28 protein-coding genes and 1 riboswitch are annotated in these 26,484 nt (G+C 66.6%); of the genes, 15 read left to right on the top strand and 13 right to left on the bottom strand.

Features of this window, described 5'->3' with window-relative positions; genetic code table 11:
* Together flgL and ACIQCM_RS06095 are read left to right on the top strand one after the other, a co-directional pair.
* Positions 1-888: a flagellar hook-associated protein FlgL gene (flgL, locus tag ACIQCM_RS06090; protein ID WP_400604759.1), complete on the top strand. Its 888-nt coding sequence runs from the start codon at positions 1-3 to the stop codon at positions 886-888.
* Positions 885-1,259, top strand: a complete 375-nt coding sequence (locus ACIQCM_RS06095) for a flagellar assembly protein FliW (RefSeq protein WP_400604761.1) — start codon at positions 885-887, stop codon at positions 1,257-1,259. The genes flgL and ACIQCM_RS06095 overlap by 4 nt, the downstream gene beginning before the upstream one ends.
* Before the next feature lie 52 nt (positions 1,260-1,311).
* On the opposite strand, the gene ACIQCM_RS06100 is transcribed toward ACIQCM_RS06095, so the two are convergent.
* Complete coding sequence (locus ACIQCM_RS06100; protein WP_400604763.1) at positions 1,312-1,905, bottom strand: D-alanyl-D-alanine carboxypeptidase family protein; 594 nt, start codon at positions 1,903-1,905, stop codon at positions 1,312-1,314.
* Between the two features lie 492 nt (positions 1,906-2,397).
* On the opposite strand from ACIQCM_RS06100, the gene ACIQCM_RS06105 reads away from it, so the two are divergent.
* The gene (locus ACIQCM_RS06105) at positions 2,398-3,132 is read left to right on the top strand and encodes a PAS domain-containing protein (protein WP_400604765.1); all 735 of its coding nucleotides are present in this window, start codon (positions 2,398-2,400) and stop codon (positions 3,130-3,132) included.
* Positions 3,069-3,761: an EAL domain-containing protein gene (locus tag ACIQCM_RS06110; RefSeq protein ID WP_400605438.1), complete on the top strand. Its 693-nt coding sequence runs from the start codon at positions 3,069-3,071 to the stop codon at positions 3,759-3,761. The genes ACIQCM_RS06105 and ACIQCM_RS06110 overlap by 64 nt, the downstream gene beginning before the upstream one ends.
* On the opposite strand, the gene ACIQCM_RS06115 is transcribed toward ACIQCM_RS06110, so the two are convergent.
* The 6 genes from ACIQCM_RS06115 to paaA are packed head-to-tail and all read right to left on the bottom strand — an operon-like array spanning position 3,758 to position 8,658.
* Positions 3,758-4,537, bottom strand: coding sequence for an enoyl-CoA hydratase/isomerase family protein (locus tag ACIQCM_RS06115; protein WP_400604767.1), 780 nt, complete (start codon positions 4,535-4,537; stop codon positions 3,758-3,760). The genes ACIQCM_RS06110 and ACIQCM_RS06115 overlap by 4 nt on opposite strands.
* 27 nt (positions 4,538-4,564) lie before the next feature.
* On the bottom strand, positions 4,565-5,803 hold the full coding sequence (gene paaE, locus ACIQCM_RS06120; RefSeq protein ID WP_400604769.1) for a 1,2-phenylacetyl-CoA epoxidase subunit PaaE: 1,239 nt from the start codon (positions 5,801-5,803) through the stop codon (positions 4,565-4,567).
* 11 nt (positions 5,804-5,814) lie between these two features.
* Entirely contained in the window at positions 5,815-6,342 is a 528-nt protein-coding gene (gene paaD / locus ACIQCM_RS06125) for a 1,2-phenylacetyl-CoA epoxidase subunit PaaD (protein ID WP_400604770.1), read from the bottom strand.
* A gap of 5 nt (positions 6,343-6,347) precedes the next feature.
* On the bottom strand, positions 6,348-7,271 hold the full coding sequence (gene paaC / locus ACIQCM_RS06130; RefSeq protein ID WP_400604772.1) for a 1,2-phenylacetyl-CoA epoxidase subunit PaaC: 924 nt from the start codon (positions 7,269-7,271) through the stop codon (positions 6,348-6,350).
* Positions 7,268-7,651, bottom strand: a complete 384-nt coding sequence (paaB, locus tag ACIQCM_RS06135; RefSeq protein WP_400604774.1) for a 1,2-phenylacetyl-CoA epoxidase subunit PaaB — start codon at positions 7,649-7,651, stop codon at positions 7,268-7,270. The genes paaC and paaB overlap by 4 nt, the downstream gene beginning before the upstream one ends.
* Complete coding sequence (gene paaA, locus ACIQCM_RS06140) at positions 7,648-8,658, bottom strand: 1,2-phenylacetyl-CoA epoxidase subunit PaaA (protein WP_400604776.1); 1,011 nt, start codon at positions 8,656-8,658, stop codon at positions 7,648-7,650. Before paaA ends, paaB begins: the two co-directional genes overlap by 4 nt.
* A 367-nt stretch (positions 8,659-9,025) precedes the next feature.
* Here paaA and ACIQCM_RS06145 point away from each other — a divergent pair, with 367 nt between their 5' ends.
* Positions 9,026-10,000 (top strand): type IV toxin-antitoxin system AbiEi family antitoxin domain-containing protein, encoded by a 975-nt coding sequence (locus ACIQCM_RS06145; RefSeq protein ID WP_400604778.1) that lies wholly within the window; start codon positions 9,026-9,028, stop codon positions 9,998-10,000.
* Between the two features lie 92 nt (positions 10,001-10,092).
* Here the strand turns inward: ACIQCM_RS06145 and ACIQCM_RS06150 are convergent, their stop codons facing one another.
* Together ACIQCM_RS06150 and ACIQCM_RS06155 are read right to left on the bottom strand one after the other, a co-directional pair.
* A complete protein-coding gene (locus ACIQCM_RS06150; RefSeq protein ID WP_400604780.1) occupies positions 10,093-12,936 on the bottom strand; it encodes an FAD-binding and (Fe-S)-binding domain-containing protein in 2,844 nt (947 codons plus the stop codon).
* Positions 12,936-14,669 carry an L-lactate permease gene (locus ACIQCM_RS06155; RefSeq protein WP_400604781.1) on the bottom strand — a complete coding sequence of 578 codons (1,734 nt, stop codon included), beginning with the start codon at positions 14,667-14,669 and terminating at the stop codon, positions 12,936-12,938. The genes ACIQCM_RS06150 and ACIQCM_RS06155 overlap by 1 nt, the downstream gene beginning before the upstream one ends.
* A gap of 139 nt (positions 14,670-14,808) precedes the next feature.
* Here ACIQCM_RS06155 and ACIQCM_RS06160 point away from each other — a divergent pair, with 139 nt between their 5' ends.
* The 5 genes from ACIQCM_RS06160 to ACIQCM_RS06180 all read left to right on the top strand — a co-directional run bounded on the left by ACIQCM_RS06160 (position 14,809) and on the right by ACIQCM_RS06180 (position 20,064).
* Positions 14,809-15,498, top strand: coding sequence for a GntR family transcriptional regulator (locus ACIQCM_RS06160; protein WP_400604782.1), 690 nt, complete (start codon positions 14,809-14,811; stop codon positions 15,496-15,498).
* Between the two features lie 218 nt (positions 15,499-15,716).
* A riboswitch (cyclic di-GMP riboswitch) is annotated at positions 15,717-15,792 on the top strand.
* 23 nt (positions 15,793-15,815) lie between these two features.
* Positions 15,816-16,196: a hypothetical protein gene (locus tag ACIQCM_RS06165; protein WP_400604784.1), complete on the top strand. Its 381-nt coding sequence runs from the start codon at positions 15,816-15,818 to the stop codon at positions 16,194-16,196.
* A 90-nt stretch (positions 16,197-16,286) separates the two neighbouring features.
* On the top strand, positions 16,287-17,858 hold the full coding sequence (locus ACIQCM_RS06170; protein ID WP_400604786.1) for a signal peptidase I: 1,572 nt from the start codon (positions 16,287-16,289) through the stop codon (positions 17,856-17,858).
* A 171-nt stretch (positions 17,859-18,029) separates the two neighbouring features.
* Complete coding sequence (locus ACIQCM_RS06175; RefSeq protein WP_400604788.1) at positions 18,030-19,379, top strand: TrkH family potassium uptake protein; 1,350 nt, start codon at positions 18,030-18,032, stop codon at positions 19,377-19,379.
* Positions 19,372-20,064 carry a potassium channel family protein gene (locus tag ACIQCM_RS06180; RefSeq protein WP_400604790.1) on the top strand — a complete coding sequence of 231 codons (693 nt, stop codon included), beginning with the start codon at positions 19,372-19,374 and terminating at the stop codon, positions 20,062-20,064. The genes ACIQCM_RS06175 and ACIQCM_RS06180 overlap by 8 nt, the downstream gene beginning before the upstream one ends.
* A gap of 1 nt (position 20,065) precedes the next feature.
* Here ACIQCM_RS06180 and ACIQCM_RS06185 read toward each other — a convergent pair whose 3' ends face one another.
* A complete protein-coding gene (locus tag ACIQCM_RS06185; RefSeq protein WP_400604792.1) occupies positions 20,066-20,464 on the bottom strand; it encodes a response regulator transcription factor in 399 nt (132 codons plus the stop codon).
* A gap of 334 nt (positions 20,465-20,798) precedes the next feature.
* Entirely contained in the window at positions 20,799-21,155 is a 357-nt protein-coding gene (locus ACIQCM_RS06190) for an SPW repeat protein (RefSeq protein ID WP_400604793.1), read from the bottom strand.
* A 221-nt stretch (positions 21,156-21,376) separates the two neighbouring features.
* Here ACIQCM_RS06190 and ACIQCM_RS06195 point away from each other — a divergent pair, with 221 nt between their 5' ends.
* Together ACIQCM_RS06195 and ACIQCM_RS06200 are read left to right on the top strand one after the other, a co-directional pair.
* On the top strand, positions 21,377-21,661 hold the full coding sequence (locus tag ACIQCM_RS06195) for a DUF1540 domain-containing protein (RefSeq protein WP_400604794.1): 285 nt from the start codon (positions 21,377-21,379) through the stop codon (positions 21,659-21,661).
* Positions 21,662-21,818: 157 nt separating this feature from the next.
* Complete coding sequence (locus ACIQCM_RS06200; RefSeq protein ID WP_400604796.1) at positions 21,819-22,079, top strand: GlsB/YeaQ/YmgE family stress response membrane protein; 261 nt, start codon at positions 21,819-21,821, stop codon at positions 22,077-22,079.
* A 92-nt stretch (positions 22,080-22,171) separates the two neighbouring features.
* Here the strand turns inward: ACIQCM_RS06200 and nhaA are convergent, their stop codons facing one another.
* Positions 22,172-23,509, bottom strand: coding sequence for a Na+/H+ antiporter NhaA (gene nhaA, locus ACIQCM_RS06205; RefSeq protein ID WP_400604797.1), 1,338 nt, complete (start codon positions 23,507-23,509; stop codon positions 22,172-22,174).
* 314 nt (positions 23,510-23,823) lie between these two features.
* On the opposite strand from nhaA, the gene ACIQCM_RS06210 reads away from it, so the two are divergent.
* From ACIQCM_RS06210 to ACIQCM_RS06220, 3 genes are read left to right on the top strand one after another with little or no spacing between them, the layout of a single operon-like run.
* The gene (locus ACIQCM_RS06210) at positions 23,824-24,594 is read left to right on the top strand and encodes a hypothetical protein (RefSeq protein ID WP_400604799.1); all 771 of its coding nucleotides are present in this window, start codon (positions 23,824-23,826) and stop codon (positions 24,592-24,594) included.
* A gap of 27 nt (positions 24,595-24,621) precedes the next feature.
* Positions 24,622-25,329, top strand: coding sequence for a sortase domain-bontaining protein (locus ACIQCM_RS06215; protein WP_400604801.1), 708 nt, complete (start codon positions 24,622-24,624; stop codon positions 25,327-25,329).
* Positions 25,330-25,349: 20 nt separating this feature from the next.
* Positions 25,350-25,991 carry a hypothetical protein gene (locus tag ACIQCM_RS06220; RefSeq protein ID WP_400604802.1) on the top strand — a complete coding sequence of 214 codons (642 nt, stop codon included), beginning with the start codon at positions 25,350-25,352 and terminating at the stop codon, positions 25,989-25,991.
* Between the two features lie 32 nt (positions 25,992-26,023).
* On the opposite strand, the gene ACIQCM_RS06225 is transcribed toward ACIQCM_RS06220, so the two are convergent.
* Positions 26,024-26,440, bottom strand: a complete 417-nt coding sequence (locus tag ACIQCM_RS06225) for a four-helix bundle copper-binding protein (protein ID WP_400604804.1) — start codon at positions 26,438-26,440, stop codon at positions 26,024-26,026.
* Positions 26,441-26,484: the final 44 nt, after the last annotated feature.

The following is a 26,484-nucleotide window of genomic DNA, read 5'->3' on the forward strand; positions in this document are numbered from 1 at the left end:
ATGATCACGCGCTCAACGAACCAAACCCTGAGCATCGCCGCGCAGCGCACCCTGCAGTCCAACATGACCCGGATGGCGGCCTTGCAGGAAAAGGTCGCCTCGCAGCAAAAGATTACCCGCCCCTCCGACGATCCGTCCGGCACTGCTGCCTCCCTGAAGGTGCGCGCGGAGCAGGCCGCGGCCGACCAGTACGGCCGTAACATCGCCAACGGCAACGGCTGGCTGACCACTCTTGATACCGCCATGAGCACTGCGACGGGCATCCTGAACCGCGTTCGGGACCTGACCATCCAGGGCGCCAACGACTCGGTACCGCCGGCGGCCCGCCAGGCGATCGCCGTCGAGCTTGAAGGCCTGCGGGCCGACCTGCTCAGTCAGGCCAACACCCAGTACCTAGGGCGCAGCGTGTTCGCCGGTACATCGGATGCCGCGGGCGCCTTCACCGTTGACAATCCCCCTGTCTTTACCGGCGTGCCCGGTGCTGCGGTGGAACGGCGGATAGCTCCCGGCACCACCGTCCGTGTCTGCACCGACGGCGCGGCAGTCTTCGGCACCGGCACTGACTCAGTTTTTAGCCTGGTGGACAGCATCGTGGCCGATCTGCGCTCCGGTGTGAATGTCAGCCGACACCTTGCCGCCATTGATGCCCGGCATGAGGTGTTTATTGGACAATATGCTGACATCGGCACCCGCCATGCGCAGCTCCTGCGTGCGGAAGAGATAAACATGGACCTTTCCGGCCTGTTGGAGGCCCAGCGTTCCGGCGTCGAAGACGTGGACACCGCTCAGGCGATCCTGGACATGAACCTCCAGGAGGTCAACTACCGGACGGCCCTGGCCGTGACTGCCAAGGTCCTGCAGCCTACCCTTATGGACTTCCTGCGATGAGCGCGGTGACGTTCACCTCGCCTTTGCCCGGGCTGGCGCCCTTTGTTGACTTCAGCCTCGATGCGGTGGACGGCGCCGAGGGGCTTTATTCGCTGCGGTCGGCAGACGAATCAGCACTTCGACTCTTCCTGGTGGACCCTGCGGTCTACGCTCCGGGTTACCAGCCCCACATGTCCCCAGCGCAGCTGGAACAGTTGGCGCCCGGAGAAACCGGTGTAAGGATCCTGCTGGTGGCTAACCCGGCCGAAGACGGAACCACTGTGAACCTGATGGCACCCATCGTGGTCAACCCGGTCAGCGGGATGTGTGCACAGGTGGTCCTTGAAGGCAGCAGCTGGCCAGTGCGGGCCCAACTCCCTTTGGCAGGGTAAGCGGCAGGCCCAGGCCGGGCGCCCTGCCGGCAGACCCCCAATGACAGCCGCTTCAGCCCGCCGTCGGATGTTCCTGGTCCGCGACGTAGGCCTCGAGCGTATCCGCCGGGCCGCGGTGCATGGCAGCCGCCGTCGCGATGCCGACATGCCGCAGGTGCCATGGTTCGTACGTGTAGCCGGTGACTGCCTGCGCGCCTGCCGGATACCGGACGATGAACCCGTAACGCCAGGCGTTCGCTGCAGCCCAGGCACCGGCGGGAGTCTGCGCGAAGCATGGCATCAAGGCGCATTCGCCGGAGGGATCGGCGATGTCCACGGCGAGGCCGGTCTGGTGTTCGCTGTGACCCGGTTGCGCGGACAGGTCCGCAGCCCGCCCGGCGCCTAACGTAGCCACGAATCCTGCGTGCAGGGCCTCTTGTTCCTGGTAGGAGCGGTACCCGCTGGCGACGAGGACGGGCGAGCCGTCGCCCGCGGCGGCCTCCAACATGGCTTCGAGGTCCCGGGCCGCAGCCTCAACGAGCCTCGTGCCTGCGATGGATACGAGGTCATCCGGAACGTAGGTGAGCGGCTGAAGAGGGCGTTCCTTGGTCACCAGGAGCGGAAGTCGCCACGGGTCTGTAGCCGCGGCTGAGGGTCCTGGAGTCATGGCAGGGCCCTCGTAGGTTGGGACCCCGTCCGGCTTTGCTGCCTGGCCCGCTGTCCCATGTCCCGCAGACGGCTGCGAACCCACTATGCCCTGGGCAGCGAGCAAAACCAGCAGGGATCCTGCTCCCGTCAGGGCCAACAGAACCGACACAGGCTGTTTGGGAACCTCGGGGCCCGTGTTCGTGAGGTGCCCGCGACGCTGCGGAGCATGCTGCTGCCGGGCTCCTGCCGCCCTGCTCTCCCTCAAAGGCACGGCTTAACTATCGGCAGCGTGCCGCAGACGGTAACCACCGGCCGCGCCATTGTTGGGAACTGGCCGGAAAGAAAGACAGCTCTGACGCGTTCAGGTAGCATAAATTCACTGGGGAAAAGGGGGCCAACAGTGGGGCTTTCTGCCGATCCACGCCCGCCAGCCTCCCAAAGCACTGAAGCCGCCTCGGGCGTTGACCATGCCGGCCCGGGCCGGGCCGGCGGGGCACGAGGCAGCCGGGACATGCTGTCATCCGCGGCCGGGCGCCTGTTCCTTGCCGTTGTCGGGCTGCAAAGCGCAATCGCCCTCGCCATCCTCCTGGGGTTGTTGTCCCGCGAGCACTGGCTGTCCGCTCCCGGAGCAGTGGAGTTCCTGGCCACGGCAGCGGTCGTCCTGGTGCCGGTAAGCGTGACAGCCACCTGCCTCTTGGTACGGGAGCAACGGCATGAGAGCCGAAAGGCATCCCGAACGGCCGAACTTATGAGTACCGTCCTGTCCACGAGCCGCGAATGGCTCTGGGAAGTGGACGCCGACTGGCGGTTCACCTTTTCCAGTCCTGCCTCCGCCACGATATTGGGCTATGCACCCGGCGAACTCATCGGCCGGCATTGCGGACTTGTGGTGGGCGAATCGGACCTCGCCGCGGCACAGAAAATAATTGCCGATCCGGCCCGCAAGGGCTCCTTCACCGGTCTGATCGTGCCCTGCCGGCACCGTAACGGAAGCACCGTCTGGGTGGAGGCGTCCGGACGCGCCCGCTATGACGGCTCCGGCGTCATGAACGGCTTCGAGGGCACCAGCAGACCTTTGGGGTCCGAGACTGCGCAGACCATCTCCGCCAAACAGATGCGGGGCCGGTCGAGGCAGTCCTGGAAGGGCTGTCCTTCAGCATCGCCTTCCAGCCGATCTACGACCTGTCCAGCGGCCGCGTCACCGGCGCAGAGGCCCTCGCCAGGTTTCGGGATGCTGGGGATGTAACCCCCGATATCTGGTTCAGCCAGGCCACCTCCGTTGGCCTCGGCGCAGAACTCGAACTGGCTTCCATGCAGGCTGCGCTTGCCGCCGCCACAGGCCTGCCTGCTGACATCTACGTCTCGGTGAACCTTTCCCCTGAAACCTGCCTCAATCCCCGTCTGGCTGAAGTGATCCGCCGGTCACAGCCCGCGGCGCGCCCCATAGTCCTGGAACTGACCGAGAGGACAGCCGTCGCCGACTACCGGACTCTGAGGGAAGCACTCGCCGTTCTTCGCCGCGATGGGATCCTGCTGGCCGTGGACGATGCCGGGGCCGGCTTCGCCTCCATGCGCCACATCCTGCAACTGGCCCCGGACATCATCAAAATCGACCGCGAAATCATCGCCGGGATAGACAAGAGCAAAGGTCAGTACGCCCTAGGCGCCGCCATGACCGAATTCGCTGCGCACGTTGGGGCCGTCGTCGTGGCCGAAGGGATCGAAACGGAGAGGGAACTCGCCGCTGTCACCACCATTGGCATGGCCGGAGGGCAGGGATACCTGTTGGGGCGCCCGTCCACCCGGCCCGGCGATTGGGCACAATGGAAACCGGTGCCAACGGCGGAAAACAGGTCCCCGGAATCGTCAGGCTAATCCTTGAACTGCGGCTCCCGCTTCTCCTGGAACGCCCGGAAACCCTCGGCATAGTCTTCCGTGGTGCACAGCCGGGCCTGCTCCGCGTTCTCTTCCTGCATTGAGGCCCACAGTCCCAGCCGCTGGTCCCGAATGTGCGCCACCAGCTCCTTGGACGCAACAAAAGCGCCCGTCGGCCCGGCAGCCACCCGGCCCACGATCCCCCGCGTCGTCTCCAGCAGCGAGCCGGCCGGCATCGCCCGGCTGAACAACCCTTGCGCCACCGCCTCTGCGCCGGAGATCAGGTCCGCCGTATAGATCAGGTCCAGCGTCCGGTGCATGCCAAGCCGCTCCGTGAAGTACCAGTGCCCGCCCGAATCCAGCGTGGCGCCCAGCTTGGCGAACGGCGAGCCGAACTTGGCGTTCTCCGCCACGTACACCACGTCCGTAGCCAGCAGCAGCCCCAGCCCCACGCCCAGGCACGCCCCCTGGGCGGCTGCGAACGTCGGAGCGGGGAACGCTGCCATCTTCTTAAGCAGTGGCTCCACAAGCCCGCCCAGGTACGCGGCGGCGTCGTCGCTCTCCGGGGTGACTCCGGCGATGTCCCGGCCCGCGCAGAAGGCGCGGCCCTCTCCGCGCAGGAGCAGCGCCCGCACCTCACCGCGGGAGGCGGCGGCAGCGGCGTCGTCGTACGCCTGGGTTAAATCCTTCAGTGCCTGCCCGTCGAGCGAATTGAGCTTGTGCGGCGCGTCAAGCACCACCTCGGCAACACCGTTGTTGATGGACAGCGAAATCATGGAGCTCCTCAGGTGGTCGGATACAGGCTAGACGTCGAAGTCGACCGTGACTTCCTTGCTGGTGGGGTGGCTTTGGCACGTGAGCACGTAGCCCTTGTCCAGCTCATCCTGCTCCAGCGCATAGTTTTCGTCCATGGTGACGCTGCCGGTGACCACCTTTGCCCGGCACGTGCCGCACACCCCGCCGGCGCACGCGAACGGCACGTCCGGCCGGACCCGGAGCGCGGCGTTCAGGATCGACTCGCGGGCGTGGGTGGGGCTGGCCACCTCGCCCTGCAGGCCGTCCAGCTTGAACGTGATCTTGTACGTCTCCTTGGACTCGTCCACCAGCACGGGACGGCCGGCATGCCCCTCCGGGCGGTCCGGCTTGCCGGAGGTGAACAACTCAAACCGGACATGCTCCGGCTTCACGCCGCGTTCGGCCAGGGTGTCGCGGCACAGCTGCACCAGTTCAAACGGCCCGCACAGGAACCACTCGTCCACGTCGTCCGCGTGGATGGCGGTGCCGAGGAGCTGCTGCAGCTTCTCCGCGTCGATCCGGCCGCTCAGCAGCGGCGCGATCCGCTGCTCGCGGGACAGCACGTGGTGGATGGCCAGCCGCTGCGGGTACCTGTCCTTCAGGTCCGCCAGCTCCTCCAGGAACATCACGTCCATGGCGGCCTTGTTGGCGTAGATCAGGTCGAAGCGGGTATCCGGGTTGGCGGCCAGCAGCGTGCGGGCGATCGCGATCACCGGGGTGATGCCGGACCCCGCTGCGATGGCCACGAACGTGCCGCCTCTAAGTCCGGCGTCCCCCGCCAGCTCCTCCGGGTGGTTCATGGAGTTCATGACGTTCTGCTCCACAGCCTGCCCGTCCCGCCCGTGCTTGGACACGAACGCGCCCATCGGGCTCATCACGTCCAGCGTGTCCCCGGCCTTGAGCTCGGCGTTGGCCCACGTGGAGAACAGCCCGCCCAGGTCCTTCTTGATGGCGACGCGGATCTCGCTGGTGCCGTCCGCGAAGCTCCGCGGCTCGGCGCAGATCGAGTAGCTGCGGCGGATTTCCTTCGGCTCGCCCGTCTCGTCCGGCAGCGTGGTGCGCAGGGCCACGTACTGGCCGGGCAGGTAGTCGAACTGGCCGGCGAGCTCCGCGGGTACGTGGAAGGAGACCTCGATGGCGTCATCGGTGAGCCGGCGGACCTCCTTCACGGCGAGCGTATGGAAGGACGGACGACGGCGGCCGGTCACCTGCGCTTCTTCGGCGGCGGTCTGGCGGACAACAGGCATGGGTGCTTCCTTTACAGGACTTTGAAGTAGTCGAACGGTTCCTTGCAGTCCTGGCAGACGTACAGCGCCTTGCAGGAGGTGGAACCGAAACGGGTGAGTTCCTTGGTGTTGAGGCTGGCGCACTGCGGGCACTTCACGGCCAGGCTCAAGCGGACGGGACCGGAGTGGCCGCCGGCCTTGGAGTTGCCGGTGGGCGGGGCGATGCCGTACTCCTGCAGCTTTGCCTTGCCTTCGTCCGTCATCCAGTCCGTGGTCCACGCCGGGGCGAGGACCAGTTCCACCTGCACGTCCTGGTAGCCCTCCTTCGCGAAGGCAGTCTTCAGGTCATCCCGGATGGCGTCCATGGCCGGGCAGCCCGAGTACGTTGGCGTGATGGTGACGCGGACGGTCCGGGGCGTGCCGCCGTCGTCCGTTTCCTCCGTCACCTGGACGTTGCGGAGGATGCCCAGGTCAGCAATGGTAAGCACCGGAATTTCCGGATCGCACACCGTGGCGGCGATGTCCCAGGCCTTCTGGCGCCGGTCAACCTCCGTGGCCATGACGGTCACCAGCCTGCCCCGGGGTGCTCGCGGGCCAGCACCTGCATCTCCGCGAGGATGTAGCCGAGGTACTCGGAGTGCCTGCCCTGGCGGCCGCCGCCGGGGGCCGGCGGGATGTCCGGGACGTCCAGTTCCGCCTCGGCGAGGATTTCGCCGGTGAGCCGGTCGAAGTCCTCCCGCAGAGTGGAAGGCACGACGGCGGCACCCGCCTCAGCCAGCCGCAGCGTCAGGTCGTCGTCCTGGAACAGTTCGTTCACGTACGGCCACATGGTGCGCAGGCCGTGGATCATGCGGGTCCGGGATTCCTCGGTGCCGCCGGCCAGGCGGAGGATCCACTGGGCGCTGTGGTCCCGGTGGTAATCCACTTCCTTCACGGCCTTGGCGGCGATGGCTGAGAGGGTTGCATCCGTGGATCCTGTGAGGCGGCGGTAAAGCTCGAACTGGTAGTAGCTCACCACGAACTGGCGGGCGATGGTGGCCGCGAAGTCCCCGTTGGGCTGCTCGAACAGCTGGACGCTGCGGAACTCGTGTTCGCGGCGGAAGTAGGCCAGGTCGTCCTCGGTCCGCGGCGTGCCGTCCTCGCTGGGCAGGCCGGCGCCGGCATAGGTGAGGAAGCTGCGGGCGTGGCCCAGCTGGTCCAGGGCGATGTTGCCCAGGGCGATGTCCTCCTCCAGTTCGGGGGCCCTGGAGATCCAGTGGCCCAGGCGCTGCGCCAGGATCAGGGCATCGTCGCCAAGGCGGAGGGCATATTCTGCAATGTCCCGGCTGGGCCGGGCTGCGCCAGTGCTGACGTCGAGGGCGATATCTTCCGGACGGAGCGCGTTACCGGGGGTGATTCTTGTTGCGGAGGCGTTGGAGTCACCACTGCCGCTGGGCGCAGCCACGCCGGTGGAGATGTCGCCGTGGCCTTCGGTATGGGTGGAGCTCACAGGTGCTTCACCCCTTCGCTCTTGGTGTAGTAGGTGGCGTGCCGGTAATCCTTGCCCTGGGGCGACTCGAAGAAGGCGCCCTTGGAGTCGGGGTCGCTGGCGGCGATGGCGTCCGCGGGGACCACCCAGATGGACACGCCTTCGTTCCTTCTCGTGTAGAGGTCGCGGGCGTTGCGCAGTGCCATGGCGGCGTCCGGGGCGTGCAGGGAGCCGGCGTGGACATGGCTCAGGCCGCGGCTGGACCGGACGAAGACCTCCCAAAGGCCCCAGGCGGAGCGGTCATCCGTGTGCTCGTTGGGCGCAGGGCTGGCCTTGGGGGCGTCGCGGTTGATCCGGGCTGCGGCGCTTGCGGGGGCCTCCGGGTTGCCGTGGGGACTCATGCTGCGTATTCCTTTGCCTTGGCTGACTGTTTTGCTGCGTAAGCCGCCGCTGCCTCGCGGACCCAGGCGCCGGCGTCGTGCGCTTCCCTGCGGCGCTCCAGGCGCTGGGCGTTGCACGGGCCGCGGCCGGCGAGCACCTCGTGGAACTCCTCCCAGTCCAGCGGGCCGTGTTCCCACTTCCTGGTGTCCTCGTTGAAACGGATCTGGTCATCGGGGAGGGTGAGGCCAAGGACCTTGACCTGTTCCACCATCATGCCCACGAAGCGGCTGCGGAGCTCGTCGTTGCTGAAGCGCTTGATGTTCCAGGCCATGGACTGCTTGGAGTTGGGCGAATCGTCATCCGGCGGGCCGAACATCATCAGGGCCGGGGCGTACCAGCGGTTCACGGCGTCCTGGGCCATCTGCTTCTGGGCTTCTGTACCGTTGGCGAGTTCCAGCAGGATCTCAAAACCCTGGCGCTGGTGGAAGGATTCTTCCTTGCAGATGCGGACCATGGCTCGTCCGTAGGGCCCGTAGGAGGCGCGGCACAGCGGGACCTGGTTACAGATCGCGGCGCCGTCCACGAGCCAGCCGATGGCGCCCATGTCCGCCCAGGTCAGGGCAGGGTAGTTGAAGATGCTGGAGTAACGGGCCTTGCCGGCGATGAGGTCATCCATCATCTTGTCCCTGGACTGGCCAAGGGTTTCGGCGGCGGAGTAGAGGTAGAGGCCGTGGCCGGCCTCGTCCTGGACCTTGGCCATGAGGATGGCCTTGCGCTTGAGGCTGGGGGCCCTTGAGATCCAGTTGGCTTCAGGCTGCATGCCGATGATTTCCGAGTGGGCGTGCTGGCTCACCTGGCGGAGGAGGGTTTTGCGGTACGCGGCCGGCATCCAGTCCTTCGGCTCGACCCTCGAATCCTCGGCGATGATGCGGTCGAAGTTGGCCTGGCCTTCGGCGTCCAGCTGCGCCTGGTGCTGCTCTGACGCGGGTGGCTCGGCGGGCACTGATTGCAGGGTATGCGCTGCCATGGTTGCTCCTATGCAATGACCTTCGGGGACGTGCGGAATTATTTACCGACCGTTCGTTCAGGATATGCGGAAGGGGCGTGGGGCGTCAAGCGTGTTGGGCGGGTGGCTGGTGGTGTCCCTTCGACGCGCATCTTTGAAATCGACGCGCATGTTCCCGGACGCGGCCCATATATGACGTGCGCCAGGGCAGGACCGGGTCGAGGCCAAATATGCGCGTCGAAAACATGCCCACGGCTGCGGTCCCGGACCCCGCTTTCTTACACGCCGGCACCCCTGACACGGCATGGCGGTCCCCCGACAGCCCCGGTTATCCACATAGCAGGACTTCCCCCTCCCGCTGCTGGCCTGGCGCTGCCACCGTGAATCCATGCAAGACCTTCCCCCACTCCTGCTGGCCCGCGAACGGATCGAACACGGGCTGACGGCCAACGACCTCGGAAAGCGAGTGCGGGCCGGCGAGCTGGTCCGGGTCCGGCACGGGGTCTACGTGGACGGGCAGACGTGGCAGGAACTTAAACCATGGGAGCAGTACCGGGTGCGGGTCCAGGCAGCCGCGGAAACGCTCGAAAATCCCACGGTGTTTGCCCGGCGCTCTTCGGCCAGCGTGTGGGGCATCCCCATAATTGGCCAGCACCATCCCGTCGAGGCCCTCACCCACAAGAACGACGGCGGGCGGTCGCGCGCCGGGGTCCGCCGCCACTTCGCCGCACTGGGATGTGTGGATCCAGTCCAGCGGGAAGGACTGCTGGTCACCGGCCGCCGTCGCACCGTCCTGGATCTCGGCGCCTTTCTTCCGTTTACCGAAGCCATCGCGCCGCTCGATCATGTACTGAAGCCGGACATTGCCCGGGCATTGCCGGCCCTCACCAAAGCCGAGCTGGAAGCGGGTATTGAATCGAACTATTCCGCAGCTGCGGCGCGGAGGATCCGGGCGGCAATCAAGTTCGCGGACCCGCGCTCGGGGTCGCCGGGAGAATCGTTGAGCCGGGCGCTGATCCATGTTGCGGGGTTCGAGGCACCGGTCCTGCAATTCAACGTCCGGACAACGGAAGGCTCATTGGGCTACACGGACTTTTACTGGAAAGAGGCCTGGGTGGCGGGCGAGTTCGACGGCGTGGAGAAGTATGTGAAGGCCGAGTACCTCAAGGGCCGCACCACTTCCCAAGCGGTGGTGGCGGAGAAGAACCGCGAGAACCGGATCCGCGCCACCGGGCTGAACGTGGTGCGGTGGGACTGGGCGGTCCTGATGGAACCCGGGCGGCTGGAAGCCGAGCTGGCCGCAGCAGGCGTGCCCCGCCGTCGTACGCGTTCTGCCGTTATCGACGCAGGAGCCCGGCCATGACGCGCAAATTACCCGTCGCCCCGCATGTGGCGCGGCGCCAGGTAATGCGCGTGTCGGCCGGCCCCTACGCCCGGACTGGAGCTGGGAGGCGGTCAGCGGGTCACTTCCTCCAGCAACTCCAGCACGTGCCGGTAGTCCGCGCCGGTTGCCCGGGTCATTCCCAGCTCACAGGTGCGGTTGCAGGAGGCGTGCGCCTGCGCGCCGAGCTCCCCCACTTCCGCGGCCTGTTTGCCGGTGGCGGAAGCCGTGAGCTCGGGGTGGAGCATGCCGCGGTCCCCGGCGAAGGCGCAGCAGCCCCAGTTCACGGGGACGTCCACCTTCTCCGCAACGGCGCCAGCCACGGCATCCAGGGAACCGTTGATCCCCATCCGTGTGGAGGAGCAGGTGGGGTGCAGCGCCAGCGATTCGAGCTTCGCGTACTCGGGCAGTCCGGGCAGGATGCGTTCGGCGGCGAAATCCACGGCGTCCACGATCCGCAGCGGCCGCTGACCCACCAGCGGGACGTCCGCCTCGACCGCCTGGCGCAGCCCCTCCGTGCAGGAGGATGCATCGCAGATGATGGCCAGTTCCCCGTCCCGGGTTGCCTCCCGGAGCGCGGCGATGGTCTTCTCCTGCATGGTGGCCTGCCCGGCCGCCATGCCCTTGGACGACCACGGGGTGCCGCAGCACAGCGAATCGATCCCTTCAGGGACCAGCAGCGTGATGCCTGCCCGTTCGCACAGCTGTTCAAAGCTGTACTGCACCCCGCGGCCGGCACCGGCGGCCCCGGATGCCCCCGATCCGCCCGCCGAGGCAGGCCCAAACATCGTCCCCACGCACGCGGGGAAGTAGACGGCGTCAGGCGCGTTGTCCGGCGTCGGGCGCTTCCGCACGGACCCGCCGGCGGGCAGCTCCGGCGAGTACAGCGGCACCGTATCCCTGCCCAGCACCGCTCGGGCGGCCTTGTTGGGGGCCACCACCGCGGGCGACGGCAGCTTGTCCACCACGGTCAGTGCGAGCGAGGCCCCGCGCGTGACGCCTTCCCAGTGCTTGGCGGCGGCGTTCCAGGCGCCGTTGGCCACCGGCCCGGCATCCGCGCGCCGGAACCGTTTGACCAGCAGTCCGGTGTTAATTCCCACCGGACAGGCTGTCTGGCACATGCCGTCCACGGCGCACGTCTGCACGGACTCGTAGTCGTAGTCCTTCTCCAGTTGCTTGACCAGAGCCGCGTCCCCGGCCAGCCTGGCGGCCTCGATGGCGCGGAGCGTGACGATGCGCTGCCGCGGCGTCAGGGTGAGGTCCTTACTGGGGCACACCGGTTCGCAGTATCCGCAGGAAACGCACCGGTCGACTTCCTCGGCCACCGGCGGCGCGGTCTTGATGTGGCGGAGGTGGGCCTCGGGGTCGTCGTCCATGAGTACGCCGGGGTTCAGCATTCCGGCGGGATCGAACAGTTCCTTGATCCGCCGCATCACCCCGTACAGTTCGTCGCCGTACTGCCGGCGCACGTAGGGGGCCATGACCCGCCCGGTCCCGTGTTCGGCCTTCAGGGAGCCGCCTTCACCGAGCACCAGGTCCACCATGTCCTCTGTAAAGGCGGTGTACCTGTCCAGTTCCTCCGTGCTGGCGAATCCGTCGGTGAGCATGAAGTGGACGTTGCCGTCCTTGGCGTGGCCGAAGATCACGCTGTTCTCGTACCGGTACTTCCCGAACAGCCCGATCAGTTCCCGGCAGGTGCGGGCCAGTGCCGGCACCGGCACCACGATGTCCTCCAGCAGCGCCGTGGTGCCCTGCGGCCGTGCCCCGGCCACCGACGCATAGAGGCCCTTGCGCAGGTGCCACAGCTGCGCCCGGGCGGAGGCGTCCCCGGTGAACTGGGCCGGTGCTGCCAGGTTGAGGCCCGCCAGGGTGCGCTCCCCCACCTGCTGCAGCGCGGCCAGGTCGTCCTTCTGCCCGGCCGAGTACTCCACCAGCAGCGCCGCGTGCTCGTGGACTGCCAGGTCCTGTACGACGGCGGGAGTCCCCTTCAGCGTCTGGCCCACCTTGAGCGAGAGCGCATCCAGGAGCTCCACGGTGGCGGCGCCGGTATCCACCAGAGCCGGCAGCGCCTCGTTGGCGGCCTGCAGGTCCGGGAAGACCAGCAGCCCGGTGGCAGCGTGCGGCAGCCGCGGAATGGTGCGGAACACGGCCTCGGCCACGAAACCCAGGGTGCCCTCACTGCCCACGATGAGATGGGCCATGATGTCCACCGGCCGGTCGTAGTCCAGCAGGGAGTTCAGGCCGTAGCCCATGGTGTTCTTCATGCTGAACTGCTGCTGGATCCGCTGCACCGAGCCACTGTTGCCGCGGAGCCGGGCGGCAAGCTGCACCAGGCCCTCATGCAGCTCCGGTTCCAGGGCGCGCAGCCTGGCATCCGCGTCCGCGGCGCCGGTGTCGATAACGGTCCCGGAGGGGAGGACCACCGTGAGCGACTCGAGCGTGCGGTAGGCATTGTCCACGGTGCCGCAGTTCATTCCCGACGAGTTGTTTGCCACCACGCCGCCGATGGTGCAGGCGGATTCACTCGCGGGATCGGGGCCGAACTTCCGCCCATAGGGGGCCAGCCGGGCATTGAGTGCCCGAACGGTCACGCCGGGCTGCACCCGGACCCGGGCGCCGCCGTCGAGCACCTCAACGTCCCTGAAGTTGCGGCGCACGTCCACCAGCACGCCGTCGGTCACGGCCTGGCCGCTGAGGCTGGTCCCGCCGGAACGAAGCGTCAAGGGGACGCCCTGCGCCGCGCTGGCACGGAGCAGGCTGCCCACTTCCGACGCGTTCGCCGGAACCGCCACGGCCTGCGGGATGAGCAGGAAGTGGGAGGCGTCGTGGGCGTTGGCGTGAAGGTCGATGGCGCGGGTCTTGACCTGCCCCGGGTCGGCCACTGCCTGCCGGAAGGCCGCAAGCTCGGGTCCGGGCATCAGGGAACCATCCAGCCCAGCACCGGGGTGGACTGCAGGAAGATCAGCACCGTGATGAGGGCCAGGAGGGCCAGACTCCAGCCGATCAGCTTGCGGAACAGGGTTCCTTCCGCGCCGTCCAGGCCCACGGCCGCGGACGCCACGGCGAGGTTTTGCAGGGACAGCATCTTGCCCATCACGCCGGCGGAAGAATTGGAGGCGGCCATCAGCACAGGCGAAAGACCGGTCTGTTCGGCGGCGGTGGCCTGCATCTGGCCAAAGAGCGAGTTGGACGAAGTGTCCGATCCGGTGAGGGCGACGCCGATCCAGCCGATCAGCGGCGAGAGCAGCGCGAAGAAGCCGCCGGCCGAGGCCAGGGCGAAGCCCAGCGTGGTGGTTTGGCCAGAGAGGTTCATGACGAAAGACAGGCCCAGCACCGCAGTCACGGTGACGATGGTCCAGCGGAGCTGCACCAGGGTCTCCCGGTAGATGCGCAGACCCTGCGACGCGCTGATCTTGTACAGCACCATGGTGAGCACGCCGGACAGCAGCAGCAGGGTTCCGGTGGACTTGAAGTGGTCCAGCTTGAACTTGGTCGCTGCCACGGCCTTGCCGGCCGAGTCCTCGATGTGCAGGCCGGGCCATGCGAAGGTCACGCTGCCAACCTGGCCCAGCCAGGCCTTAATGGCCGGGATCTGCGCGATGGAGAACACCGCGATGATGATGAGGTAGGGGGCTATGGCGAACCAGATCTGCCGTGGCTCGGGCCGGGTGTTGTCCGTGGGGATGCCGGCTGCGTCAGTGCCCGCCGCCGATCGGCGGGGGCGGCCGGCCGCCGTCGTGCTTTCCGCTGCCGCTCCCGCCCCGGAAAGGGTACCGCCGGGCGGCACCATGGCCGGAACGTCAGCGGTCTGAGCGGAACCGCCCACGCCCACGGTCTCGGCGGGCTGCCACACCTTGAGCATCAGCAGCACCGCGGCGACCGTGACCACGGCGGCAACCACGTCGGTGAGCTCCACGGCGAGGTAGTTGGAGGTGACAAACTGTGAGGCGCCAAAGGCTGCGCCCGCTACGAGGGCAACGGGCCAGGTCTGCTTCACGCCCCGCTTGCCGTCCACGATGAAGACCAGCAGCAACGGAACGATAAGGGCGATGAACGGCGTCTGGCGGCCTGCCATCGAGGACAGGTCCTGCAGGGGCAGCCCGGTGACGCCGTTCAGGGCGATGATCGGGGCGGCCATGGCGCCGAACGCCACCGGAGCGGTGTTGGCCAGCAGGGAAACGATCGCGGACTTGAGCGGCTTCATGCCGGCGGCCATCAGCATGGCAGCGGAGATTGCCACAGGGGCGCCGAATCCGGCAAGGGACTCAAGGAGCGCGCCGAAGCAGAAGGCAATGAGGATGGCGAGGATTCGCAGGTCGTTGGAGATGGAGCGGATGGTCCGGCCCAGGACTTCGAACCAGGGCGTAGCCACCGTGAGCTTATAGATCCACAGCGCGTTGACCAGGATCCAGAGAATGGGAAACAGGCCGTAGAAGATGCCTGCGGCCGTGGCGCTCAGCGCCTGGTCCAGCGGCATCCGCCAGCCGATGACGGCCAGGGCCAGGGAGAGGACCAGGCTGGCAATGGCGGCTTTGGGCGCCTTGACCCGGAAAACACCCAGCAGGATAAAAAGCAGGGCCAGCGGAAGTGCAGCACAGAGGGCCGAGAGCAGGAGCGAGCCTGCTATTGGATCGAGGATTTGCTGAAACATAAGACTCCAGTTGTGTGGGCCATCACATCGACGTGATGATGGATCGATTGTCTAACAAGTACACATGTAGGTCAATAGTTGTGCGCGCTTGTCTGGCAAGATTGGCACCAGGACATACACAAGCAAGGAACGGAGAACCGTGGCAGGCCGGGTATCAGCCGTCTCGATCGTTGAAGCAGTGGCTTCGGACCTGCGGCTGCGGATCTTCTCCGGCGATCTCGAATCCTCGCACGCGCTTACTGAAACGGACGTAGCGGCCTCCTACGAGGTTGCCCGGCCCACCGCAAAGGCGGCCATCGAAAAACTCGTCTCGGAGGGACTGCTGGCCCGCGGGGCGCATAAGACTGCCCGCGTGGTTGACCTTGGGCCTGAGTCGGTGCGCGACATCTACCTGGCGCGGGCCTACCTTGAGAGCGAAGTGCTCCGCAGGCTGGCAGCCGGGCGGACCGTTCCCGCCGGCGCGGTGCAAGCCAACCAGGACATAGCCGCACTAACCACCGGAGCGCCGCTGGACGTGGTGGAGCCGGACATGCGCTTCCACACCAGCCTGATCGACGCCGTGGGCAACGAACGGGTCAGCAAGATGTATTCGTCCCTGGTGGCGGAGGTCCGCCTCTGCATGTCCCGGGTGCAGTCACTGCACCTTCTGGACACTGCCCTCATCCAGGCCGAACACCAAAGGCTCCTTGAACTGATCGAGGCCGGGCGCGGGGAAGACGCCGCACGCCTGTTGGACGAGCACCTGGGCCGCGCCAGGGAGCGGCTGGTGGCCGCCATGGGCGGCGAGGCCGGTCCGGAAGCGGATCTGCCATCCAGCCTTGCTACCTAACCGGACGCTGTTCATCCGCCGTCTTGAGCAGGTGCGGCTCATGCTCACGCGGTTCCGCGACGCTAACGCAGGTTTTCCTCAATAAATCCCACCGTTGGATTTAATCGCCTGAAGCTTTCCGCAGGATCCTCCCAGATCCCGGAATTGCGCCAAATCTGCTTGCTAACTTCGATTTATCGGACCGAGCAAACGCAAGATCCTTCTTCTGCGGGCCGGTTGATTGATAAAGGCAAACCCGCCGTAAGCCGGGGACGCAAAGCCACGGGGCCATCCAAGGTCAGCCGGGCCACCACCAAACCGAAAGAGAACAAATCACCATGCGCAAAGCCGCAAAGATCGTCACCGCCCTGTCCGTCGCCGGCCTCGCAGTTGCTGCAGGCTCCGCCTTCACCGCGGGCAACACTTTCGCCGAGGGCTCCATGGCTCCCCTCACGGGTTACGCGACCACCAGCGTCACGGGCGCCACCGTCAACTCGCTTCAGTACAACCTCAACGGTGCGGGCGACACCATCAACTCAGCAACGCTCGTCCTGGCCGGTGATACGAGCTCGTCTACCGTGAAGATGAACTACAACGGTGGCACATCCTTCGCATGTGGCACCGGCACCGTAGATGCAACCGCCAACACGACCACCTACACCTGCACCCAGACCCAGTCCACCGCCGGACTGACCTCCACGGGCGTCGTCGTCAGCTAGTTCCTGACGCGCTGAGGTTCGGCCGCTCCCACCACGGGCGCGGCCGAACCTCAGACCTTCTTCCAAACGACAGCAACGATGGGACATGTAATGCGGCAGGTGCGCTGGGCGGTGGCGATAGCAGTAATCGTCCTGGCTGGTTTTTGGCTCCTGCCGTCTTCCCTCGGCGGGCAGACAACTTATGTCAGCACGTACGGGAACAGCATGGAACCATCCTTCAAGGCCGGGGACCTCGCGGTGCTGCGACCGGCTGGCACCTACAGCACAGGAGACGTCGTCGCCTACCGGAGCGAACTCTTGGGCACGACCGTGATGCACCGCATCGTCGGGATCGAGGATGCGCACTACAGCCTCAAGGGGGACAACAACTCCTGGCTCGATCCCGAGCAACCCGCTGAAAGTCATCTCATCGGCAAACTGGCGTTCCAGGTACCCCAGGGCGGACTCTGGCTCGACCGCCTGACCAGCCCTCCCGTCCTTGGCCTGATTGCCTTCGCCCTCGTCGCCAGCGGTGGAACAGCCGCCGCTACCCGTAAAAAACGCAGAAACAGGAGAGCCACAGTGTCACGCCACCTCAGCGACCGCCGCGCCAAGCCTTTGCCGGCCGCCGGCCTGGCGATCAGCAACCTCTCCCCATCGCTCCGGCTCGCAGCAGGCGGCGCCGCCCTGGTGGCAGTCCTGGGCGCGTCACTGGGAGTCGCCGCCTGGGCGGGCCCACTGGAGGAATCCTCCTCCGCCGCCGTACAAAGCGGCACGAGCATGAAATTCTCCTACACCGCCGACGTCGGCCGGAGCGCCGCGTACGACGGCACCACCGCCGTTTCCCCGGCCCCGGTCTTCCGCAAGCTTGCCGACACCGTGCAGGTGGATTTCACCTACGAAGGTGAGCCCGGAACCGTGGCCGTCGATGCAGAGCTGTCGTCGCCCAGTGGCTGGCGGTCAACGGTCCCGCTGGCAGAACCACAAACCTTCAGCGGCAGAGCCTATGACGGCAAAGTGACCCTGGACCTGGAAGCCCTCCAAGCCAAAGCCGACGCCGCCGCGGCGGCCACCGGGCTGCCCGCAGCGCCCGTCGCGCTCACCGTAGTGCCGAAAGTCGCCACCGAGTCCGGCGCTGAATTCAATCCCGAGCTCAAGCTCACCCTGGCTCCGCTCCAGCTGGCCATGGTTGGCGGAGAAGAAGCGCTCACTGTCACCGACAGCTCCACCAACCAGCAGACAGTGATGGCACCGAGGACCATCGGTTTCAACTCCTGGAGGATCACCGCTGAAACGGCCCGGATACTGTCCGCCCTGTTGGTGCTCGCCGGCGTCGTCACAGGCGCGGCTGTCCTCCTCCTGGCACACCGGAGTGCCCCTGTGGACGAAGCCACCGCCATTCTCCGCCGTTATGCGAACCTCCTAGTCCACGTCCATCCGATGACGACGCCCCAAGGGCATCCGGTCATCGACGTCACCACGTTCGCAACCCTGGCCAAGCTGGCCGAGCGCTACGGCCTGCTGGTCCTGCATTGGAACCGCAGCGGCGTGGAAACCTTCATCGTGCGGGATGAGAACATCACCTACCGGTACCGTCCGGGTGCGAGCCGCCCCGCCGCAGATCCGGCCGTAACGCCAGACGTCCAGAACGCCTCCGCCGTCGAACTGCTGCCCAAGCGATAGCCGCGTACGTCGAAATGGGTTCCGACGGCCGCCGGTGATACCGTGACGCCTATGCATCTCAAGGCCTACCAGCGAGGCCCCACCCCGCAGCGCCCGAAGAAGAGGAAGCCGCGAAAGGTTCTGACCGACGTCGGGCGTTCCTCCGCATCTTTCGCGGGCAGGCTAGTGGCGATGCTTCGCAGAGCGGGCGAGCTGCTGGTGCCGAGGCATCCCGCCCAGGTAATCGTTACCGGATTCCTGCTGGCCATTCTGGTGGGCACGGGGCTGCTGATGCTGCCGGTGGCCACGCCGGGCGCGGGTGGCGCGTCATTCCTCGAAGCACTCTTCACCGCCACATCCGCTGTGTGCGTAACCGGGCTGGTCACCGTTGATACGCCCGTATTCTGGAGCGGATTCGGGCAGGCTGTGATCCTCGCGCTGATTCAGGTGGGAGGGTTCGGCGTGATGTCCTTCAGTACTTTGCTGGGGGTGCTGATGGCCCGGAAACTCGGGCTGCGGTCCCGGATGCTGGCGGCTGCAGAAACCAAAAGCACGGGGTTCGGGGATGTCCGGTCTGTGCTGTTCGGGGTCCTGAAGATCACCGTGACCGTCGAGGTCATCCTTGCGACCGTGCTGGCCGTGCATTTCGCGATGGCGTACGACTACCCGGCCGGCGAGGCGATCTGGTTTGGCGCGTTCCACTCGATTTCCGCGTTCAACAACGCCGGTTTTGCCCTGTACTCAGACAGCCTGGTGGGGTTCGCCTCCGATCCGTTGGTACTGCTGCCCATCGCGGCCGCGGTGATCATCGGCGGCCTGGGCTTCCCTGTGCTGTTCGAACTTCGCCGCCGGTACCGCCGCCCTATCCACTGGAGCATGAACACCAAGCTCGTCCTTGCCGGCAGCGCCACGCTCCTGGCCGGCGGTACCCTGTTCCTCACCGCCGCGGAGTGGACCAACACGGCCACGATGGCTGCCCTGTCCCCCGGCGACCGGGTGCTGAACGGGTTCTTCCAGTCCGTTATCACGCGAACCGCGGGCTTTAACAGCATCGACATTTCGCAGATGCACCCCGTCTCCTGGATGGGCATGGACATCCTCATGTTCATCGGCGGCGGCCCCGCCGGAACCGCCGGCGGCCTGAAGGTCACCACGTTCGCGGTCCTGTTCTTCATCCTGTCCACGGAACTGCGCGGAGGCACGGCCGTGAACATCTTCGGCAAGCGCCTCTCGAGGGCCGTGCACCGCCAGGCGATCACCGTGGTGCTGCTGGCCATCGCCTTGGTGGTGGCATCAACCATGTTCCTGATGCTGATCACGGACTTCGGGCAGGAGCGCATCCTGTTCGAGGTGGTTTCCGCGTTCGCCACCGTGGGCCTGTCCACCGGCATCACGGCCGGGCTGCCGCCAGCGGGACAGGTGGTCCTGATCCTGCTGATGTTCATCGGCCGCCTTGGCCCCGTGACGCTGGGAACCGCACTGGCCCTCCGCAGCCGTCCCATACTGTTCGAATACCCGAAGGAAAGGCCGCTCATTGGCTAAGGACATCTTCTCCCGCAAAGCCGAGCGCGTGGCGCAGACGGACTCGGTGGCCGTGATCGGCCTGGGCCGTTTCGGCGGGTCGCTTGCCCTGGAGCTCGAGGCACAGGGCACCGAAGTGCTGGGCATCGACACCAATGAGGAAATCGTGCAGTCCTACAACGGCCGGCTCACCCACGTGGTCCGTGCCGACTCCACCCGCGAAGAGGTGCTGCGCCAGCTCTCGGTGCACGAGTTCGACCGGGCGGTGGTGGGCATCGGCTCGGACCTCGAAGCCAGCATCCTCACCACCTCGCGGCTGCTCACATTCAAGCACCCGGAGATCTGGGCCAAGGCCATCAGCGAACCCCACGCCGAAATCCTGGGCCAGCTGGGCGTGCAGCATGTCATCCGGCCCGAGCATGACATGGGCAAGCGCGTGGCGCACCTGGTCCGCGGCGCGATCCTGGACTACGTGGAGTTCGAGGACGACTTCGTGATGATCCGCACGCAGCCGCCGTCCGAAGCCCGCGACCGTCCGCTCGGCGTTCTGGGACTGCGGGACCAGTACGGAATCACCATCGTCGCCGTGAAGCGTCCCGGCGGCACCTGGCAGCACACCACTGCGCAGACCGTCCTCTACGAAGAGGACCAGATCATTGTGCAGGGGACCAAGAACCTGGCTGAGGGGTTCAGCACGCGGGCTTAGCTCATTCCGACGCGCGCTGCCCGCCCGCGTTGGGCTTCGAAGGCTGCAGCAGGGCGGCGATCCGGGCACGCACGTCGCGGGGGCGGAACGGTTTGATGATGTAGTCCGCCGCACCGGCTTCGAAGGCGGCCTCCTGGTCCGCCGGGTGGGTCCGGCCGGTCAGCATCACCACGCGGGCGCAACTGAACCCGCGGATTTGCCGCAGGACCTCCAGTCCGTCCAGATCGGGCAGGCCGGCGTCGACCGTGACCACGTCCGGCTGTGCGGTGCGGGTGAGTTCAAGTCCCGAGCGGCCGTCCACCGCGGTGAAGACCTCATAGCCGGATTGGTGCAGTACCGCCTCGAGCAGGTTCCGCATATCCAAATCATCTTCAATGACAACCACGCGTATACCGCCCATGGTGCCTCCCGGAAGTCCCCAGCCCTTGCCCAGCGCAAAAGCTACAATTCCCCCGATAAACGGCAGTCTACGCTTAATAAGGAGTCGCAGTCCTAGTCAGGGCGAAAGTGATAGCCGAAAATCAAAAACAGTTCACCCTGAAAAGGCGAATTGATGAATGACTCCTCCTGAACACACGAGGAATAATGGGAGAATATGATTCCGGCATCAAATGGAATAATCCGGCGGGATAATAAATTCGCCGGGTTCGTTCCGCTGAGGACGCTGAACCGGCCATGCTTCCCGGGTGCGGGCCGGGCGTTTGTAGCCTGGCGGGCATCCGGGAAACGGTCTCCTAGTGGGACATGCGGTATTGGTGGTGGAGCTCCGTGCTCGGTTTGATGGCGGCCGCTGTCACAACCAGGGCCACACCACCTGCGATCCACGAAGTCCAGGCAGCCCCCACGGTGCTTGAGTAGCTACCGAGCCAAGGGGAAAGAATCAGGCCGGCGGCGAGGACCGCCTGCACCCACTCCATGGCCGGCGTGCCGGGCATGGCCAGGTTGATGATTCCGCTGACTACCAGAAGCCCGCCGAACGCGAGCATCAGGGTGGTGGACATGCCTTCCTGCCGCATCCACAGGACTGACGCCGCTGCCACAAGTCCGGCAGCCACGCTGACCCAATCCTGCCAACGATGCCACTTTTCCATTGGGTCCTTCCTTCCTGTTTGACGCGGGGAACGCCACGGGCGTTCCGGGCGTGCGGGCGGATAACCGCCCACACTCCTATTGAACTCCTATGCAGAGGCGTTTTACAGGGCAGTGACCAGCAATTACGCAACACAAGTGGGTCTTTTTGATGGGACGTTACAGGTTTACGGTAGTCCCACAGATAGCCGCCCGCCCGGGGCAGCCTGGAGGAGGACTTTCCATGACAACGCACGTCGCTGACTGCAGCGTAACGAACTGTTCCTTTAACGACCACACCAACTGCAACGCAGCCGCCATCACCGTCGGTGGCGCTGAGAACCATGCCCACTGCGCCACCTTCATTGACACCGGATCCCACGGCGGCCTGCCCAAGGTCCTCGCCGACGTGGGAGCCTGCCAGCGCAGTGAATGCATCCACAACGACCACCTCATGTGCAAGGCACCCGAGGTCCACGTTGGCCCCGGCGCCGACAACGCCGACTGCCTCACCTACTCGCACCAGTAGAAACCCCCGATCCCCGGAGCACCCGGCGCGGCCAGGCCCCGGGTGCTCCGGCGCTGCCCGGCATCCGCGCAGCGCCCAGCATTCATAGACTGGAAGCGCCGCTGCACCGTGCCGCGGACGCACCCGTGGGTGCGGCGAAGACCCGAAGGAGTAGTCCATGATTGGATTCATCGTTGCAGGCCTGGTGATCGGCGCCCTGGCCCGCCTGATCAAGCCCGGCAAACAGAACCTGGGCCTGCTGGCCACCCTGCTGCTGGGCCTGGCCGGCTCCGTAATCGGCGGAGTGGTGGCGTCGCTGCTGGGAACCGGCGACATTTTCGAACTGAACTTCCTGGGCTTCATCGTGGCCGTCATTGCCGCCGTGCTCCTGGTGGGCACCGCCGAGGCGATCGCCGGCCGCCGCAAGGGCGTCCACTAGCCACCCGTAACCCCAACGCGGGTCACCTTCGGCCCAATAGACCCGGATTATTGGGCGGAAAGTGACCCTCCCCGCCCGGCCCTAGAAAAGGGCTACTTCTGGTAGACGTCCGGGATGCCGTCCTGGTCCGCGTCCACCTTTTCCCGCTCCTCTTCGGCCCGGTACTGCCGGTTGCGGGTCCGGAGCACCGTCGTGGCCAGCAGCGCGGCGAGCAGGGACGCGCCGAGGATGCCCACCTTGGCGTGGTCGTCATGCGGGCTCCCGAGGCCGAAGCTCAGTTCAGCCACCAGGAGCGAGACAGTGAACCCAATGCCGGCCAGCAGTGCGACACCGAAGATGTCGATCCACTTGAAGGAGTCATCCAGCCGGGCCTTGGTGGCCTTGGTCAGGATCCAGGTGGTGCCCAGGATACCGATCGGCTTGCCCAGGACCAGCGCCACGATAATGCCCAGCGCCACAGGATCCGACAGTGCCGAGAGCAGCCCGTCCCAGCCGCCCACGGCCACGCCGGCGGAGAAGAACGCGAAGATCGGCACGGCCACGCCGGCGGAGATCGGCCGGAAGCGGTGTTCAAAAATCTCGGCCAGCCCGGGGCCGCCTTCCGGCCCGAGCGCCCGGGATTTGATCACGGGGACCGCGAAGCCGAGCAGCACGCCGGCCACTGTGGCGTGGATGCCGGAAGCGTGGACCAAGGCCCAAACCACGACGCCCAAAGGCAACAGGATCAGCCAGGCAGCGAAGACCTTCCGGCCGAAGAAGTGCCGGTACTTCTGCGCCAGGAACGTGTAGATGCCCAGCGGGATGAGCGCCAGCAGCAGCGGTTCGAAGTGCAGGTCGCTGGTGTAGAAGAACGCGATGATGGTGATGGCGATCAGGTCATCCACCACGGCGAGCGTGAGCAGGAAGATCCGCAGCGCACTGGGCAAGTGGGAACCGATGATGGCCAGCACGGCGACGGCGAACGCGATGTCCGTGGCCGTCGGAATGGCCCAGCCGCGCAGGGTACCGGGGCTGCCGAGGTTGATGGCCACGTAGATCAGCGCCGGAACAACCACACCGCCGGCCGCCGCGGCGACCGGCACGATCGACTTGTTGATCTGCCGCAGGTCCCCGGCCACGAATTCACGTTTGAGCTCCAGGCCCACCAGGAAGAAGAAGATGGCCAGCAGCCCGTCAGCAGCCCACGCGCCCAGGCTGAGTTCCAGGTGCCAGGGTTCGTAGCCCACCTTGAAGTCGCGGAGCGCAAAGTATGAGTCCGATGCCGGCGAATTGGCCCAGACGAGCGCGATCACCGCAGCGATAACAAGCAGAGCGCCGCCGACGGTTTCTTTCCGGAGGATCTCGCCGATACGCAGGGCTTCGGCGTAACTGCCGCGTCCGAGGATGGTCGACCCGGCCTTTGGCGGAGTGGGGGGCGGCGCTGAATTCATGGAGGGTCCTCCTGGTTTCGGGTTCGACAAAACTGTTGCCGACCAGACTTCCCGGCGCACCTCCAACCCATTGTATGGGGCGCGGGTCACACTGCCGCAACCGGAGCGGCCCCTGCGGGGCGGGTCTCGAACCTGCGGACGCCCGCGCTTGCGTCCCACCCGGCAGCACCCAAAGTGGCCCGTTTCACAATTTTCCCATCCGTCACCGCAGCCGCTCCGAACTGCCAGTGTCCCCTCTTCCGGGGATACCGTCCTTTCCCGGGACAGGTCCCCATTCGGGACATCACCGTTACTTGTATGAGGAGAGCATTCCGATGAACAAGGCACTTCGCTTCCTGGCCGTTCCCACCCTGGCACTCGGCGCCCTGGCACTGTCCGGTTCGCCGGCCATGGCCCATGACGGGTCCGATCACTACCAGTCCACGCTGGGCCAGATCAACGGCAGTTCCGCTTCCGGCACCATCACCGTCGATGTCACCGGCAACCAGGCCCACGCGGTCCTGACGGTCTCCGGCCTGGCCCCCACCTTCAACGACGCTCCCTACCCGCACGTCCAGCACATCCACGGGGGAGCCAAGGGCATCTGCCCCGCCCCGGGTGCCGACGCCAACGGCGACGGCGTCATCTCCACCACGGAAGGCAACCCGAGCTACGGCGAAATCGTGACCACGCTTTCCACCAGCGGCGACACGAGCCCCGCCGCCGGGCTCGACCTCAAGGTCGCAGGCCAGGGCGCCGGCTACACGGTGGACCGCACCTTCGAACTGAACGCAGAGACCAAGGCGGCGCTTGAGGCCGGCACGGCAGTAGTGGTGGTCCACGGCCTGGATCCGGCCACCCTCAGCAAGGAGGCACAGGCCGCCAAGTCAGACCTCGTCCCGAGCCTGCCCCTCGCAGCCACTTCCCCTGCACTGTGCGGAACCCTCCAGGCGGGCCAGATGACCATGCCGGTTGGCGGGGCTGACACGGGCGTCACCGAGGGAACCAACGACGCCGGCGCCCTCGCACTGGGCGGCGGCCTGGTGCTCGCCGCAGCTGCAGCCGGCACCTACGTGGTCCGCCGCCGCAACGGTGCAGCAGCCTAGGTCAGCCGGATACAACAGGTGAAACCAATGGAATCCGGCCGCTGCGGGGGCTTCCGCGCTTCCGCGGCGGCCGGGCTTCTCCTGCTCCTCGCGTTGACCGGGTGCGGCGCCCCCGGCAACGGAACGTACGACGCCGGCGCCCCGCCTGCCGCCTCGGCCGCACCCTCCAGCACCACACCGGAGGCCACGCCCACCCGGACGGCCACTGCACCGGCCCCGCCCAAGACCAAGGCACCGGGGGCAGCAAAGGCTCCGGCCGCCGTCGTACGCCCTGTCCTCCCCAGGTCCAAACCGAAGGCGCTGGAGATCCCGTCGGTGGGCCTGCGGACGGAGCTGATCCATCTGGGGCTGCGCCCGAACCGGTCGCTCGAGGTCCCGGAGGACACCGGCAACGGCGCCCCCGCCAGCTGGTATGACGGCTCCCCCACCCCCGGCGAGCGCGGACCGTCCGTCATCCTGGGCCATGTGAATGCACTCGGCGGCAACAAGGGCGTGTTCGCGGACCTGCGCAGCCTCAAGCCCGGCGCGGACATCAAAGTGACCCGCGCCGACGGCAGCACCGCGGTGTTCACCGTGGAACGCGGCGCCCTCTACGGGAAGGACAGCTTCCCCACGCTGGAGGTCTACGGCAACACGGCCGGCGCCGAACTGCGCCTCATTACGTGTGACGGCTATGACCCCGCCACCGGACTTTTCGACGACAACTACGTCATCTACGCCAAACTCAAGGCCTGACCCCCCGGAACGGATCCGCCATGAACAACCGCCCGCCCCTGATGGCATCGGTCCTCCTGTCCGCAGTCCTGCTCACCGGCTGCTCGGCCGCCGCGGCCGGCCCGGGAACCGCCGGCCAGCCGGGCCAGAGCCACGGTGCGGAGAGCCACGGCGCGCACGACGGCGGCCACCACCAAAGCGTGAAAGCCCCCGCCCGCGCCGCCGCGGGCGGTCCCAGCGAAGCCGCGAAAATGGTGTGCGGTGACCAGCCTATGGACCGCCTGATTGCCGTCCTGGATCTGGACAAGGCGCCGCACACCGTGAACAACTGGGCGGACAGCACGTTCACCTGCACGTACCACCTGGACCAGGCGTCACCGGCGGTGCCGGGCTCCCTGGACATCTCGGTACAGGAAGCCCGGGACGAGGCCACGGCGCTGGAATACTTCGACGCCATGCAGGCCCTCGCCTCGGACGCCACACCCATCGGCGGCCTGGCCAACCTTGGGTTCCCAGCCTACGAAACCGCCGACGGCAAGGCCGTGTTCCAGAAGGACAGCTTCGTGCTGACCGTGGACGCGTCCGGCCTGCCCACCGCCGTGGGCCCGGATGCCGTGACCCGCAACGCGCTGGCGTACCAGCTGGCCACCACCATCCTGGCCTGCTGGGTGGAGCACGGCTAAGCTGTCAGCCCGTATCCCTGCCTGAGTGCCCGCTAGCCGAGCGTTTCGAGGAGTTCGGAGCACGCGGTTTCGCACCGGCGGCAGGCTTCGGCGCAGATCCGGCAGTGCTCATGCATGCCGGCGTGCTGCTCACATTCGGCGGCACAGACCGCGCACGCGGTGCGACAGGCTTCCAGCAACGACCGGACCAGTTCCACATTGGTGCCGGTCTGGCGGCTAAGCACGGTCCCGGTGGCGGCGCAGACGTCGGCGCAGTCCAGGTCCGTGCGGATGCAGGAGGCGAGTTCGGCCACCATGTCCTCGGCCAGGCAGGCGTCCGCGCAGGACGAGCAGGCCTGGGCGCACTGGAAGCATGCGGCGATGCAGGCGGCGAGTTTTTCCTTGTCCACGGCGGGGGTTCCTGCGGCTCCCGGGTGTGAGCCGAGCATTGCGCTGATGTGGTGTGTCATGTCCTTCTCCTGTTCGGTCGAGGTGCACTAACACGTCCCACGCT

The organism is Pseudarthrobacter sp. NPDC092439, assembly GCF_044754945.1.
GTDB lineage: Bacteria > Actinomycetota > Actinomycetes > Actinomycetales > Micrococcaceae > Arthrobacter.

Coding starts and splice junctions, on each gene's coding strand:
- ACIQCM_RS06185 (WP_400604792.1), bottom strand. CDS start 20,464: ATGGGCGGTATACGCGTGGTTGTCATTGAAGATGATTTGGATATGCGG.
- paaA (WP_400604776.1), bottom strand. CDS start 8,658: ATGGCAGCGCATACCCTGCAATCAGTGCCCGCCGAGCCACCCGCGTCA.
- ACIQCM_RS06190 (WP_400604793.1), bottom strand. CDS start 21,155: ATGGAAAAGTGGCATCGTTGGCAGGATTGGGTCAGCGTGGCTGCCGGA.
- nhaA (WP_400604797.1), bottom strand. CDS start 23,509: ATGAATTCAGCGCCGCCCCCCACTCCGCCAAAGGCCGGGTCGACCATC.
- ACIQCM_RS06200 (WP_400604796.1), top strand. CDS start 21,819: ATGATTGGATTCATCGTTGCAGGCCTGGTGATCGGCGCCCTGGCCCGC.
- ACIQCM_RS06210 (WP_400604799.1), top strand. CDS start 23,824: ATGAACAAGGCACTTCGCTTCCTGGCCGTTCCCACCCTGGCACTCGGC.
- ACIQCM_RS06095 (WP_400604761.1), top strand. CDS start 885: ATGAGCGCGGTGACGTTCACCTCGCCTTTGCCCGGGCTGGCGCCCTTT.
- ACIQCM_RS06170 (WP_400604786.1), top strand. CDS start 16,287: ATGCGGCAGGTGCGCTGGGCGGTGGCGATAGCAGTAATCGTCCTGGCT.
- ACIQCM_RS06150 (WP_400604780.1), bottom strand. CDS start 12,936: ATGCCCGGACCCGAGCTTGCGGCCTTCCGGCAGGCAGTGGCCGACCCG.
- ACIQCM_RS06115 (WP_400604767.1), bottom strand. CDS start 4,537: ATGATTTCGCTGTCCATCAACAACGGTGTTGCCGAGGTGGTGCTTGAC.
- ACIQCM_RS06100 (WP_400604763.1), bottom strand. CDS start 1,905: ATGACTCCAGGACCCTCAGCCGCGGCTACAGACCCGTGGCGACTTCCG.
- ACIQCM_RS06225 (WP_400604804.1), bottom strand. CDS start 26,440: ATGACACACCACATCAGCGCAATGCTCGGCTCACACCCGGGAGCCGCA.
- ACIQCM_RS06105 (WP_400604765.1), top strand. CDS start 2,398: ATGCTGTCATCCGCGGCCGGGCGCCTGTTCCTTGCCGTTGTCGGGCTG.
- ACIQCM_RS06220 (WP_400604802.1), top strand. CDS start 25,350: ATGAACAACCGCCCGCCCCTGATGGCATCGGTCCTCCTGTCCGCAGTC.
- paaD (WP_400604770.1), bottom strand. CDS start 6,342: ATGGCCACGGAGGTTGACCGGCGCCAGAAGGCCTGGGACATCGCCGCC.
- ACIQCM_RS06175 (WP_400604788.1), top strand. CDS start 18,030: ATGCTTCGCAGAGCGGGCGAGCTGCTGGTGCCGAGGCATCCCGCCCAG.
- flgL (WP_400604759.1), top strand. CDS start 1: ATGATCACGCGCTCAACGAACCAAACCCTGAGCATCGCCGCGCAGCGC.
- ACIQCM_RS06195 (WP_400604794.1), top strand. CDS start 21,377: ATGACAACGCACGTCGCTGACTGCAGCGTAACGAACTGTTCCTTTAAC.
- paaE (WP_400604769.1), bottom strand. CDS start 5,803: ATGCCTGTTGTCCGCCAGACCGCCGCCGAAGAAGCGCAGGTGACCGGC.
- ACIQCM_RS06165 (WP_400604784.1), top strand. CDS start 15,816: ATGCGCAAAGCCGCAAAGATCGTCACCGCCCTGTCCGTCGCCGGCCTC.
- ACIQCM_RS06215 (WP_400604801.1), top strand. CDS start 24,622: ATGGAATCCGGCCGCTGCGGGGGCTTCCGCGCTTCCGCGGCGGCCGGG.
- ACIQCM_RS06145 (WP_400604778.1), top strand. CDS start 9,026: ATGCAAGACCTTCCCCCACTCCTGCTGGCCCGCGAACGGATCGAACAC.
- paaB (WP_400604774.1), bottom strand. CDS start 7,651: ATGAGTCCCCACGGCAACCCGGAGGCCCCCGCAAGCGCCGCAGCCCGG.
- ACIQCM_RS06155 (WP_400604781.1), bottom strand. CDS start 14,669: ATGTTTCAGCAAATCCTCGATCCAATAGCAGGCTCGCTCCTGCTCTCG.